This is a genomic window from Lysinibacillus sp. FSL W7-1291 (genome assembly GCF_038593415.1).
GTDB classification, from domain to species: domain Bacteria; phylum Bacillota; class Bacilli; order Bacillales_A; family Planococcaceae; genus Lysinibacillus; species Lysinibacillus fusiformis_D.
The window spans coordinates 1,789,917-1,803,245 of record NZ_CP151994.1 but is presented as its reverse complement, the minus strand read 5'-3'; the positions used below and the strand labels follow the sequence as shown (position 1 = coordinate 1,803,245).

At 39.2% G+C, this 13,329-nt stretch carries 15 protein-coding genes; 6 read left to right on the top strand and 9 right to left on the bottom strand.

The annotated features are described in order from the left end of the window. Window positions 1-91 precede the first annotated feature (91 nt). The 4 genes from NST76_RS08615 to NST76_RS08600 all read right to left on the bottom strand — a co-directional run bounded on the left by NST76_RS08615 (window position 92) and on the right by NST76_RS08600 (window position 1,447). Entirely contained in the window at window positions 92-700 is a 609-nt protein-coding gene (locus NST76_RS08615) for an SCO family protein (protein WP_036129262.1), read from the bottom strand. Between the two features lie 104 nt (window positions 701-804). Next, a complete protein-coding gene (locus NST76_RS08610; RefSeq protein WP_080717186.1) occupies window positions 805-927 on the bottom strand; it encodes a YvrJ family protein in 123 nt (40 codons plus the stop codon). A 66-nt stretch (window positions 928-993) separates the two neighbouring features. Beyond that, window positions 994-1,218: a DUF2922 domain-containing protein gene (locus NST76_RS08605; protein WP_141903056.1), complete on the bottom strand. Its 225-nt coding sequence runs from the start codon at window positions 1,216-1,218 to the stop codon at window positions 994-996. Between the two features lie 13 nt (window positions 1,219-1,231). Next, window positions 1,232-1,447: a DUF1659 domain-containing protein gene (locus tag NST76_RS08600; protein WP_058844042.1), complete on the bottom strand. Its 216-nt coding sequence runs from the start codon at window positions 1,445-1,447 to the stop codon at window positions 1,232-1,234. 122 nt (window positions 1,448-1,569) lie between these two features. On the opposite strand from NST76_RS08600, the gene NST76_RS08595 reads away from it, so the two are divergent. Then, the gene (locus tag NST76_RS08595) at window positions 1,570-1,998 is read left to right on the top strand and encodes a DUF2621 domain-containing protein (protein ID WP_141903346.1); all 429 of its coding nucleotides are present in this window, start codon (window positions 1,570-1,572) and stop codon (window positions 1,996-1,998) included. Window positions 1,999-2,498: 500 nt separating this feature from the next. On the opposite strand, the gene NST76_RS08590 is transcribed toward NST76_RS08595, so the two are convergent. From NST76_RS08590 to NST76_RS08580, 3 genes are read right to left on the bottom strand one after another with little or no spacing between them, the layout of a single operon-like run. Continuing rightward, a complete protein-coding gene (locus NST76_RS08590) occupies window positions 2,499-2,993 on the bottom strand; it encodes a cytochrome c biogenesis protein CcdC (protein ID WP_141903053.1) in 495 nt (164 codons plus the stop codon). Between the two features lie 23 nt (window positions 2,994-3,016). After that, window positions 3,017-3,385 carry a response regulator gene (locus NST76_RS08585; RefSeq protein ID WP_036129242.1) on the bottom strand — a complete coding sequence of 123 codons (369 nt, stop codon included), beginning with the start codon at window positions 3,383-3,385 and terminating at the stop codon, window positions 3,017-3,019. A gap of 51 nt (window positions 3,386-3,436) precedes the next feature. After that, window positions 3,437-4,147 carry a cytochrome c biogenesis protein CcdA gene (locus NST76_RS08580; RefSeq protein WP_058844721.1) on the bottom strand — a complete coding sequence of 237 codons (711 nt, stop codon included), beginning with the start codon at window positions 4,145-4,147 and terminating at the stop codon, window positions 3,437-3,439. 499 nt (window positions 4,148-4,646) lie between these two features. Between NST76_RS08580 and NST76_RS08575 the strand changes: the two genes are divergently transcribed. From NST76_RS08575 to NST76_RS08560, 4 genes are all read left to right on the top strand, one after another. Continuing rightward, window positions 4,647-5,375 carry a FadR/GntR family transcriptional regulator gene (locus NST76_RS08575; RefSeq protein ID WP_036129236.1) on the top strand — a complete coding sequence of 243 codons (729 nt, stop codon included), beginning with the start codon at window positions 4,647-4,649 and terminating at the stop codon, window positions 5,373-5,375. Window positions 5,376-5,519: 144 nt separating this feature from the next. Further along, window positions 5,520-6,236, top strand: coding sequence for a (Fe-S)-binding protein (locus NST76_RS08570; RefSeq protein WP_089932483.1), 717 nt, complete (start codon window positions 5,520-5,522; stop codon window positions 6,234-6,236). Between the two features lie 15 nt (window positions 6,237-6,251). Next, entirely contained in the window at window positions 6,252-7,682 is a 1,431-nt protein-coding gene (locus NST76_RS08565) for a LutB/LldF family L-lactate oxidation iron-sulfur protein (protein WP_342544979.1), read from the top strand. Then, entirely contained in the window at window positions 7,679-8,395 is a 717-nt protein-coding gene (locus tag NST76_RS08560) for a lactate utilization protein C (RefSeq protein ID WP_342544976.1), read from the top strand. Before NST76_RS08565 ends, NST76_RS08560 begins: the two co-directional genes overlap by 4 nt. Before the next feature lie 78 nt (window positions 8,396-8,473). Here NST76_RS08560 and NST76_RS08555 read toward each other — a convergent pair whose 3' ends face one another. Further along, window positions 8,474-9,769 carry an MFS transporter gene (locus NST76_RS08555; RefSeq protein ID WP_330493829.1) on the bottom strand — a complete coding sequence of 432 codons (1,296 nt, stop codon included), beginning with the start codon at window positions 9,767-9,769 and terminating at the stop codon, window positions 8,474-8,476. Window positions 9,770-9,893: 124 nt separating this feature from the next. Here NST76_RS08555 and NST76_RS08550 point away from each other — a divergent pair, with 124 nt between their 5' ends. Continuing rightward, window positions 9,894-11,144, top strand: coding sequence for a helix-turn-helix transcriptional regulator (locus tag NST76_RS08550; RefSeq protein WP_342544975.1), 1,251 nt, complete (start codon window positions 9,894-9,896; stop codon window positions 11,142-11,144). Between the two features lie 41 nt (window positions 11,145-11,185). On the opposite strand, the gene NST76_RS08545 is transcribed toward NST76_RS08550, so the two are convergent. Continuing rightward, window positions 11,186-13,087: an endonuclease MutS2 gene (locus NST76_RS08545; RefSeq protein WP_342544973.1), complete on the bottom strand. Its 1,902-nt coding sequence runs from the start codon at window positions 13,085-13,087 to the stop codon at window positions 11,186-11,188. Window positions 13,088-13,329: the final 242 nt, after the last annotated feature.

The following is a 13,329-nucleotide window of genomic DNA, read 5'->3' as shown; positions in this document are numbered from 1 at the left end:
TAAACGATTCCCAACCAGAAAAAGATTATTTTTCCAGCTTAAAATGACATAAAAAAACCGCCTCTAAAATTCGAGACGGTTTATTGCTTCTTTATAAATTTTCATCAATATATGTTTCGATATCGGAAGCTATCGTATCAATTGGTACATCTTCAATATTTTCAGCAAAGCCATTATACATTTTGACCATTACACCATCTTTGTCCACTAAGAAAAATTGATTGCCATGAATGACTTGGTCACTGTTAGGGTCGTTTTTCACTAATATCTTTGTATTTTTCACTGCAAACTGTTCAATATATTTTTGTGAATAGCCTGTCAGAAGATTCCACTTAGATTCATCTGGCACATTGTATTTACTGATATAATTAGCTAACACTTCTGGTTTATCAACGTCTGGATCTACTGAAAAGGCAACGATGTGATAATCCTCTACTCCTTTTTTCTGGAGCTTTTCCTGCACTTGTGCCATGTTCAATGACATCGGCGGGCAAATCGATATACAGTTCGTGAAAATATACATACCGATCCAAGGCTTACCTTTTAAACTTTCGAGCGAAACGGTTTCACCACGTTGATTAATATGTTCAAAATCGGGTATTTCGAGGCTGTAGTCTGCTTTAAATTTTGAATTTCCACATGCGCCAAGCACAGATGCACAGGCTAAAAGTAGAACTAGCCCTATTAACTTACGTTTCATGTCAACACTCTCCCTAACCTACACTACCCTCATCCTACCGTAGGTTGTAAACGTTGACAAGAACTTCTACGTGACAGCTTTCGTACATCTTTGTGAAATAAATTTCATTTTAACGAAACGAGCGCCGCATGAATCGCATCGAGCTTTACTTCCACACGGTGCAATAAATAAAATGACACTAAAATCGGAAAACCGATATCGGATATCATGTTCAGCCACGGTTCCATTTGTCTCCCCCTCTCTCCTACAGTAAAACAGGTCTTTGCGGTTTCATTGCAAAGACCAGTTTTGAATTATTCTGTTGCTACATCAAATTCTGTTACTTGGCGATCTACCATGCGTGCACCCTTGATGGAAGATAAAGCACCAGTCTGTCCAGCAAAGACATTTTTACCTATGATCGATGTCATAGCCTGCTGTATTTCAGCCGCTGTGATATGCGGCTTTGGTGCATCAATTGTAAGTGTTGTCGTTTTCCCATCAGTCGTTGCAAAGAGTAACTCTAAAACTTGTGTCATGTTTGATTCCTCCTTAAGATAACTCGTTTGTTTCTTGCTTGACAATACTAGCCAATGTCTGTGATGAAAGACTAGCAATGACATGTGCAACCGCTACTAAGTCGCCCTCATTATGCGAGGGGCTAATATTTCGATATGATTTTGTGATGAATATTGGTTCATTTTGTTCATCATAGCCCGTCACATACTTAAGACGCAGTGTTGCATTTAAAAAGTGAACGTCTACCATCGAGTCTCACCTCCCTTCTGCACACTATATAATGGCGAATTGCTAAAAAAGGGACATTATAGGATGAATTTTTTTTCGGAAGCTCTTATAATAGAATGAGAGAAGGCAAAGAGGTGAACGATTTGTTACAAGGTTGGTTTTTATGGTTTATTTTATTTTGGGTTGTCGTCCTCATTTCATTGATGGCTATTGGCGGATTCTTCATGTTCCGAAAATTTTTAAAGGCACTCCCTAAACAAGATGGAAAATCAGATTTAGATTGGCAAGAATATTATTTAGATAGAACGATTCACTTATGGGGACAAGCTGAAAAAGACTTACTCTATGAGCTAGTAAGCCCTGTACCTGAGCTCTTTAGACAAGTAGCAAAGGAAAAAATTGCAGGAAAAATTGGCGAGCTCGCATTAGAAGAAAAAGCTGCTGCCATCAATAATGACCTTATTATTCGTGGATATATCCAGGCCACACCAAAACGCGATCACAAATTTTTACGCAAAAAATTAGAACAAATGCACATTGACATCGCCCCCTACGAACATTTATTTGATTAAAAAAACGCTGCACGAAGCTATGTGCAGCGTTTTTTCTTATTTATAATGTGGGTGTTCGTGGCTATCCGCTGCTTTTGAAAGGCTATCCTTCGCTTTTGAGCTTCTATCCACGCTCTAGGTTCTATCCTCTTCTTTCGCAAAGCTATCCTTCGCTTTCCTCATTCTATCCGCTACTTTTGCTGTTTTATCCACCACTTCTGAGCTTCTATCCACGCTCTAGGTTCTATCCTCTTCTTTCGCAAAGCTATCCTTCACTTTCCTCATTCTATCCGCTACTTTTGCTATTTTATCCACCACTTCTGAGCTTCTATCCACGCTCTAGGTTCTATCCTCTTCTTTCGCAAAGCTATCCTTCGCTTTCCTCATTCTATCCGCTACTTTTGCTGTTTTATCCACCACTTCTGAGCTTCTATCCACACTTCAAAATTCTATCCTCTTCTTTTAAGCTTCTATCCACACTTTTGCTATTCAAGCACAAAAAAACTACACTAGCTTCTGCACTAGTGTAGTTGTGGGATTGTTTTTTTGACTCTTTTAAACTGGATCAGCATAGCGATTCGCCAAGGTAATAGCATGGCGAAGGCTAGTATCCAGAACATACCTGCTAATTCACCGACATCGATGGAATTACTTAAAATCATTTTCGCTACGACTCGGAATATTAACAGACCGAATAAAATAAAAACGAAGGCTTTGGAACGTTTTAAATAGATGTCTCGTCCCTTTACTTCAAATTTTGAAGTAGCAATTAAGATTGTCGAGAACAACATGCCCACCGCGGCTGCTTCTAAAATTTGCATGGCTGGCACGCGGAATTGCTCAAATAAAAACATGAGTGCGCCAGAAGACATGGCAATTGGCGGGATAATAATTTTCTTCTCATTTGTCGGCTTTTTGGAAGCTCTCATTCGTATGATCATCACAAAGCCGCCCATAAGAATGGCCATGATAGTTGACCCTATAACATAATAGTGAGAAGGGATACTGCTCAACATAAAAATCCTCCTCTAATGTCTAATTAGCAATTTTGACCAAGTAATTGATCGGCGACAGCCTTTAATCTTTCTGGCTCGAAAGGTTTTGTGATAAAATCCTTGGCGCCGCTTTCAATCGCTTCTACGATTAATTTTTGCTGACCTAATGCTGTCACCATAATAATTTTTGCATTTGGAAATTCTGGGACGATTTTTTTTACTGCCGCAATACCGGTCATAACGGGCATCGTTACATCCATTGTGACTAAATCTGGTTGTAAATCACGATACATCGCCACAGCTTCTTTGCCATTTGCTGCTTTACCGACTACCTCATAACCCCATTCTGAAAACATATTACTGATTGCAACACGCATGAATAGCGTATCATCCACTACTAAAACTGTAGGCACATGTTCATCTCCCTCCGCGTTAAAGTTCGGTATGCCTTTTAGTTTAACAAATTAAAAGCCTGTAAATCCACCGAAAATAGGCTGTAAAACGCGGGTAATATACGTTAAGCCGTCAAAGAATAATAAAATCCCCACGGCAATCATGACATAACCACCGATTTTCACAATTTTTTGGCTGTGTGTACGAATCCATGTCATACGTGAAATAAAGAAAGATAGCACGAAGAATGGAATCGCAAATCCTAAATAATACGCAAGCATATAGCTAAAGCCCGCACCAGGATTTGTACTAGCTAACATAATAATAGACGCAAGGATTGGTCCCGTACATGGTGTCCAACCTGCCGCAAAGGCAATACCAATTAAGACAGATCCAAAATAGCCAGACGGTCTATTTTTAAATTGGAACTTTCGATCCTTCATTAAGAAGTCTACTTGCAATAATCCGACAATCATTAAACCGAATACTACAATTAAAATAGCGCCAACCTGTCGTAATAAAGTTTGATAATTTAGGAAAAACTCTGCCGCAAATGAAGCGCTTAGTCCAATAATGATAAAGATAATTGAAAATCCTAGTAAAAAGAATAATGTGTGGAAAATGGCACGTTTTTGAAGCATGCCTTTTTCTGATTTTAGCTCATCTAGTGTCATACCCGTTATGTACGATAAAAATGCTGGATATAGTGGAAGAGTACATGGTGAAATAAAACTTAAAAACCCTGCACCAAAAGCTAAAAATACGTTAATATCAGATCCCATATTTTTTAATCGCTCCTTACAGTTACTGCATTCATCGTACCAAAAAAAAGGCTAAAAAGCGTCCTTTCTGTTTGTGAACGTTTCATGGCAAAATAATGAGGTTTTTAAGAAGTTCCATCAAGCTCCTTCTGCATTATGCCCTCCTCTTGATTTTCTGTCAACATAATCCGCCATTCTTCTACCCTATTATAGAGGTTATCGCTCACTCCTTTCCTCTAGCCTTGACATTGTCGATTGCTTGCCGTTATTGTTGAAAGAGGCTTTAGTAGTGAAACCCTCATAATTATTGTAAGAAACTATTCAGACGAACAGATTCATCATAACACCAAGTCATCAGATGACCATATTATAAGGTAACATTAACAATATTATTATCTTACATTTCGACAAGTATCCCCTACTCCACAAAGTGTTCATGTTAACCATGAGTATATGACTACTTTTCATGTATAATATTGATAACCGATGTGCAATGGATCGAAAAAAAGAGGTGTAGCCCTTGAAATTAAGAAAAATTAAACCAAAAAAGATTTATGAAGAAGTATCCGAAATCCTGCATGAAAAAATCAGGGCTGGTGTCCTAAAACCAGGCGATCGACTGGACTCTGTAGAACAGCTTGCCGAACAATTACAAGTGAGTCGATCCGCCGTTCGAGAAGCGCTTTCTGCATTAAAAGCTATGGGGTTAATTGAAATCAAGCAAGGCTCTGGAACTTTTGTCAAAAGTGTACCAGCCAAGCAACTTGATTTTCCTTTATCCACTGCCATGTTAACAAATAAACAGGATATTGCGCATTTATTAGAGGTGCGTAAAATAATTGAAGTAGGAGCAGCAGCAAGTGCAGCAATCCATCGTTCAGAACAGGATGTACAAGCGATGTTACAAATTTTAGAGAACATGAAGCAAGCACATGGGGATGGTGAACTCGGTGAAAAAGTAGATTATCAATTCCATGCAGCTATTTCCACTGCCTCACAAAACCCTCTACTCGCTACAATCTTAGATCAAATTTCTGGCCTAATGATAGACACGATGAAAGAAACGCGACGAATATGGTTGTACTCCCAGAAAACAACGAGTGAACAATTATATGACGAACATATGCAAATCTTCCTCGCAATTAAACAACAAAATGAGGAGCTAGCCAAACATGCCATGGCGTCTCATTTAAGCAATGTTGAAAAAGTGCTCTTACAATATTTTGAAACAACTGAGTCTCAATCATAGTAAACTGCCTAGCACTCACTAGGTAGTTTTTTTATTTTCCGAAAATTCATGAAAAATAGTTTTATTCTCTGTAAAATTTGTTGTATGATAAAATCATCGACAAGTCATCAGATGACCAGTTGTTTTTTAAAAGGAGCGATAAAGATGAAAGTCACACTATTTGCCACTTGCCTAGTGGATTTGTTTCAAGGGGATGTAGGGAAAGCCGTTGTTGAGGTGTTAGAGAGACTTGGCTGTGAGATTGATTTTCCAGAGGATCAAATTTGCTGTGGTCAGCCTGCCTACAATAGCGGCTATGTGAAGGAATCGAAAAATGCGATGAAAAAAATGATTACAGCCTTTGAGCATGCTGAATACGTCGTCTCCCCCTCAGGTTCTTGTGCTTATATGTTAAAAGAATATCCTGAGGTTTTTAAAGAAGACCTGATCTGGGCAACAAAGGCACAAGCATTAGCAGATAAAACCTATGAATTTACAGAGTTTATTGTCAACGTTTTAAAGATAAACGATGTCGGAGCTCATTTAGAAGGCAAAGCTACTTATCACACATCCTGTCATATGACACGATTGCTTGGTGTAACAGATGCACCTTTTCAATTATTAAAAAATGTCAAGGGCTTACACTATGTGGACCTCCCTGGCAAAGATCGATGCTGTGGGTTTGGTGGTACATTCTCAGTCAAAATGGGCAATATTTCTGGAGAAATGGTCAATGAAAAAGTACACAATGTGGAAGAAACAGGGGCAAATATTTTAATTGGGGCAGATGCTGGCTGTTTAATGAATATTGGTGGCCGCATTCACCGTCAAGGCAAGCCGATTAAAGTGATGCATATTGCAGAAGTCTTAAACTGCCGTTAAGAGGGGGAAATTAGAATGGCTATGAAAACAAGTGATGATCGCTTTCATCAACGTGTAACGAAAGAGCTGGAAAATCAATTTATGCGTCATGCTGTTTCGAGTGCCCAAGAACGTTTCCAAACACGCCGCCTTCAACAAACAAGAGAATTGGGACATTGGGAAGAATGGCGCTCGCATGGTGAGGAAATTCGCAAGCATGTTTTAGCTAATTTAGATTATTACCTCTATCAATTAAGTGAAAATGTTGCTAAAAGAGGTGGACATGTTTTATTTGCCCAAACCGCACAAGAAGCAACAGCGTACATTCAAAGTATTGCGAAACAAAAGAATGCGACAAAAATTGTGAAGTCAAAATCCATGGTGACAGAAGAAATTAACTTAAACACGGCTTTAGAGGCGCTTGGTTGTGAAGTGATTGAGACAGACTTAGGCGAATATATTTTGCAGGTCGCAGATCACGAGCCGCCATCCCATATTGTGGCGCCAGCCTTGCATAAAAATAAGGAACAAATTCGCGATGTTTTTAAAGAAAAACAAGGCTATCGTCAAACCGAGAAGCCTGAGGAGCTTGCTCTCTATGTGCGGGAAAAATTAAGACAGGAATATTTAACCGCAGATATCGGTATTACAGGCTGCAACTTTGCTATCGCAGAAAGTGGTTCGATTACACTCGTCACAAATGAGGGCAACGCGGATTTAGTAACAGCGCTGCCGAAAACGCAAATCACAGTCATGGGGATGGAAAGAATTGTTCCTACATTTGAAGATATGGAGGTCCTTGTTAGCTTACTGACTAGAAGTGCGGTTGGTCAAAAGCTAACAAGCTATATTACCACACTAACAGGGATTAAAGGCGAGGGCGAAACGGATGGACCTGAGGAATTCCATTTAGTCATAGTTGATAATGGGCGCTCTGCGATTTTAGGTGGCGAATTTCAACCTATTTTACAATGCATTCGCTGTGCTGCCTGTGTCAATGCTTGTCCAGTCTATCGACATGTTGGCGGGCATACGTATGGCTCTATCTATTCTGGTCCTGTTGGGGTTGTCCTGTCTCCGTTATTAGGAGGCTATGATGATTTTAAAGAACTGCCATACGCTTCTACATTGTGTGGTGCTTGCACGGATGCATGCCCTGTTAAAATTCCTTTACATCAGCTGATTCATCGACATCGTCAAGTTATTGTAGAGAATGAAGGCAAAGCACCCATGTCTGAAAAGCTTTTAATGAAGGCTTTCGGTTTAGGGGCTTCCTCCCCTACTCTCTATAAAATGGCAACAAAAATAGCTGCTCCAGCTATGTCCCCTTTTACGAAGGACCATACCATTTCAAAGGGGCCAGGCCCATTAAAGGCTTGGACTGAAGCAAGGGATTTCCCAGCACCAAATAAAGATAGTTTCCGAGATTGGATGCAGCAGCGTACAAAAGGAGGTAAGCACGAATGACAAGTATGATTCAACACCGAGAGAGCTTTTTAGCTAACATTGCTAAACAGCTTGGACGTTCTCCTAACACAGAACTTCCACGCCCAACTTGGCAGTATCAGCCACAAGATCGTGTGCTCAAGGAGGCGACACAGGATGAATTAGTAGAGGTTTTAATCAAGCAATGTGCTAACATTCATACGGATATTAAAATATCTAGTACGTCCACACTTCCCCAGGATTTACAAGCTATTGTTGACCATTATGGTGGTCAGTCCGTCATTACATGGAAGGACGAAAGATGGAAAGATTATGGACTATCTCCACTAATGACCGAACAATGGCCACAAGCCAATATCGAACTCTATGAATGGAATGCACAGCAACCTGAGGAAAATATTAGGCAAGCAGAAAAAGCAAATATTGGCATTACGATAAGTGAAATGACTTTGGCGGAATCAGGAACTGCTGTGCTTTTTAGTAGTAAGAATCGAGGGAGAAGCGTTAGCTTTTTACCAGAAAAATCGATTATTTTAATCCCAAAAAGTACGATTGTCCCTCGTATGACACAAGCGGCACGTTGGATTAGCGAAAAAATCCGTCGTGGTGACAACATTCCTTCCTGCATTAACTTTATAACAGGTCCCAGCAACTCAGCAGATATTGAAATGATTCTCATCGTTGGTGTACATGGCCCTATTCAAGCTACTTATTTGGTTATTGAGGATCGTTGAAATGGCTTCATCAAAAAACCCAAACGATCTACAAAACGCTGAAGTGTTTTTGATTGTTTGGGTTTTCAATTCCTCGAGCTATGTTGTTGTATTTGGAACGTTTTCACTTGAGTTTTCTTTTTCATAATACTCTGGATGTGCTTCCTTCAAGATAGATGGACGTAGCAGTGCTAGCGAAAGGATAATAATAATGATGCTTGTTACTGGTAAAATAATAGTTGCTGGTAATGTATCATATAACATTCCATAGACCACCATACCAATTGGCATCATGGACATCGCCATTGTCTCCATTAAGCCAAAGACACGCCCACGATACTCCTCTGAAATAATTTTTTGCATATACACCCCAATCGGCATATTAATGCCCATTTCGAAAATTGCGAAAATAAAGTAGATGATTAAATAAAAGATGATGATGGCTATATAGGAAAAGCTTGTGAGTAATGGGATAATTGCTAAGGCAACACTTCCAGCCAATAGCAATAAGCTCATTTTCGAAAAGCGTAACGGCACCTTCACTTCTGGTCTTGTTGCGAAATAAAGGGATGCCACAAGCATACCCGCTGCTCCTGAAGCCTCAATAAAACCAAAATGCATGGATTTTACTTTTAGCAATTCAATAATAATGTATGTTCCCCCTACAGCGATAGCAGAAAAGAACAAATTAATCCATAATGCCACCCACATAATGGTTTTAATAACTGTACGTTGCTTGATGTAATGAAACCCATTTTTCAGTCCATCCCACATCTTTTCTTTTATCACATCTGCCCCTCTTGTACTATAAAGATTAAAATCCATCGTAGCCTCTAAACAAAAGGCAATCGTATAGGCCACCATATTGACCATTAAAAATACATCCATGTTAAAAAATCCATACATCATACCACCGATGACTGGTCCCCCAATCGCAGCCACAGACATCGACAATTGATTAAAGGACATCGCACGCTGTAAACGCTCTGGATTGACTAGCGTTGCAATGGCAGATGAGAACGTTACACCAGAAAATGCTGAGCAAATCGTATTAAAAACAGTAGCTATGTAAATGGCATAAACAGACATTCCTACTGTTTCTGTATAGAGCAGCAAACCCCCTACGGTCAAAATAGTCCCTGCCTGTGCGATTAAAATCGTTCGTTTTTTCGAAAAGTTATCCGCAACATAGCCTGCTAAAGGGGCTACAAGTGCACGTGGTAATACAGAACAAATCATATTCGTTGCAAAGCTCATCGCCGATCCTGTCATCGCTAAAATATACAAGCTGAAGCCAAACGCCATGACATTCGCTCCTAGCATGGCAATCATTTTGCTTGCCGTGAATGTCCATAAATGGTAGGTCGCCTTCTTTAATTTATCCGCTTCATTCATCCATAAATCCCTCCGTTTTTTAACTAAATTAAAAAAGTTTAATTATATTAAACAAAATATACCACAACTTCCCCTTTTCACGCAATAAAAAGTTTAATATAATTAAACAAAAGGAGGCGAGGCAATGGACTCTTTAGGCACACGCATTCGCAAATTAAGGAAAGAACAAAAATTAACATTAGAAGCACTTGCTGGTGACCGTCTAACAAAAGGAATGCTAAGTCAAATAGAAAATGATAAGGCCAAGCCTTCAATGGAAAGCCTTGACTATATTGCTGAGCGTTTAGGTGTAAAGGCTAGTGAGTTACTGGAAGAAGTAACCTCATCCTCCATTCGCCAGCTTTTAGAGCAGGTTGAAATTTTATTTGCAGAAGTAAAACGTGGTGATGCAGACCATCATCAAAAAATTGTAGATTTGATTAGGCCGTCTATAGAGGGGCTTCTGCTTAGTTATGAAGCAGGCCGTTTATTGTATATTTACGCTGATGCACAGTATGAAGCGGGATTAACGACATGGGAATCCCCACTTCAACAAGCACGTATCATCTTTAAAGAAATTAATTTACTGAGCCATTGGTTTAAAACCTTCGTTCTACAAATGACCATTTTCGCTGAAAAACGTCAATATAAATTGGCTTATAGCTGTATTTTACAGGCAAAAGAAATCATTGAACAAGAGGACTATCAGCTTGATTCACGGGATGCCCTGTTAATGACTTATTATTCAAGCGTTTTACAGCTTGCCATTGGGGAGCATGAGGAAGGGAAAAAGTTAATAAACGAGACAATTGCCAACGCACATAAAAACCAACTGTTCTATAAAATTGATGATATGTATCGTATTGGTGCGTATTGTGCCATGATTGACCATGACTTTGAACAAGCGGAGCATATGTTTATGAAGTTGGAACAGTATCGGGCATTTGCCGAACGTGTTCAAGTAGATGCTTTAATTTTTATTTTACGAGCACATTATTATAATAATTACAAACTTAATTATGAGCAGGCTCTGATAGAAATAGAGCGTTTTAATGAGCTCATACATGAAGATTTTGAAATTTTGGATGCAAACTATTATTATGCTGAAAAAGGAAAGTCCTGCTATTTACTTGGTCATTATGAGGAAGCGAAGGCCGCATTTGAACACTTTACAAAAAAACCGATCTTTATTAGCCATCCGTATGACATCCTAGCTTTAAATGAGTGCTTTTCCTATAAAGCCCTTTGCTATGCCCATTTTGGGGAGCTGACAACAGCCTATGACATTGCGAAAATGGCCTACACGGATTCACTGGAATTAGTTGATTTACCCTATAAACACAAAATTGAGGAAGTCTATCGGACGATTAAGGCACAAATTGATTCCATATCCTAAAATAAAGGGATTGCACAGCCTCGTGCAATCCCTTATTTTTACTACTGACGATCGTTCTTCATTTGTTTATGGATTTTACGCAACGCCTTTTTGGAGCCTCGTTGGATATCATGCTGAAGCTTGCGTTCATGATAGTCTACAAATAATGTCTCGAGATCATACCCCTCAGGATATAGCTCCTCTGCTGGTAATTCCAAGGTAAGTCGTTTGACATGCACCTCTAGCATTTGCCTCTTATAGAATACGCTGACATTATTGTATGGATTCATTTCTTCGTAGACAATGCCTACATCATCATAATCCAATAATTTTACACGGTCGCCTTTGGCAAAGGCATACGTCGCCCCCATGCTCGTTTTCTCTGCTTGTGGCTTACGAATTTTGCTGTCTTGAACAAGCATTAGCTGATAATCCTTATTATTCAAATAATCCTTTGCCCTTTGTAAAACCGTTTCACGGACATTCATTTTTTTAGAAATCCATAGGGCATTACTCTCTCCAGACGTGCCAATTAGTAATTGATACAAAGGCTCTAGTGTTTCACTATTAAAGCGCATTGCCGCATTCATAAAATCAGGATGCATCTCTGAAAATCGTTTAATTTCGCCATAATGTGTTGTCGCTACGGTGATACAGCCCATCTGGTAAAATTCCTCTAGCATTGCAATTGCCAGTGCAGCTCCTTCATTTGGTTCTGTTCCACTGCCTATTTCATCGAACAGTAAAAGTGTATGATTATTTGCTGCGCTCATAATGTCGGACAGATTTTTCATATGGGACGAAAACGTACTTAAGGCATTTTCTATACTTTGATTGTCGCCAATATCAACAAAGATATGATCAAATATCGCCATTTCAGTTCCTTTATCCGCCACGATATGAAAGCCTGACATCGTAGCTAATGTTAAGAGACCAATTGTTTTCAACACGACCGTTTTCCCTCCAGCATTTGGTCCTGTGATAATTAAGCTACGGTAGTCCCTCGCGATAGAAAACTGTAGAGGTACTGCATTTCCTGGTAGTAAAGGATGCTTGCCATTGATTAATTGGATAAAGCCATAATCATTAATACGTGGCTCCATACCACCAATTTGTCTACTGAACTTTGCCTTGGCAAAGACCATATCATACTGGCTAATTAACTCCATGTTAATATGGATGGCTTGTAGATGTTCCATTAAAAGCCCAGATAAAGTTGCTAAAATTTGATACTCCTCTACCGCTTCCTCGGCTTTTAAGGTCGCCAATTCTACATTTAATTTAGCCACTACACTCGGCTCCATAAAAACGGTTGCCCCTTTTGAGGAAATTTCCACTACTGTCCCCTGTACATGGTTTTTATAAGAAGCCTTTATCGGAATCGTATAACGATCATCTTTTTGACTAATAAAAAACTCCTGAATGTATGTTTTATTGGCACTGTTATTCAAAAATTTCGTTAAGCGTTCTTTCATTTTTTCCTCTGTCGTCTCCATATGATGGCGAATACGCTTTAATTCGCGACTAGCAGCCGAATCCACACGATTGGCTTTGATTGCAAAATTAATTTCTTCTTCAACGCTTTTAAATTCAGCCATGGAATGGGCATAAGATGAAAGAACTGGTGCAAAAAATTCCTTATCCAGCATGAATTTTTTGATGTTACGACAGCCTCGTAAAAAGTCTGACATACTGACTAGCTCACTTGGATCTAAAATCATGCCCTTTTCAAGCTTCGTCATCAAATGCTCTATATTCGATACCCCTAAAAAGGGTACATGACCCTCTGCATCTAAAATCGCACGAGCCTCTGTTGTTTCATTCAAGCGCGTTTTGACTACCTTTAAGCTTGAGCTGGGCATTAATTTATCTAAAAGTTGTTTTCCTAATCCGCTAACACAGTAGGATTTAACGATATCTTTTAATTCATCATATTGTAATTTATCAAGAGTCATACTATTCATTTGTTTATGCTCCTCATTGTAATGTTTTATCATACATGAAGATACCTACCCAATATTAGATAGCAATGATGGTTTTTTAAACATAGCAATTGCGTCTCTAAGTAATGGACGCTTCACTTTCGGCACAAAAGCATATGGGTACAGCAACATAAAAAAGCTGTGAGGATTCCCCACAGCTTCATCTTTAAAAGGCGAGTTTTTTAGCATCACAAATAAAACCTCATCTAATTGAAGTTCCAAGC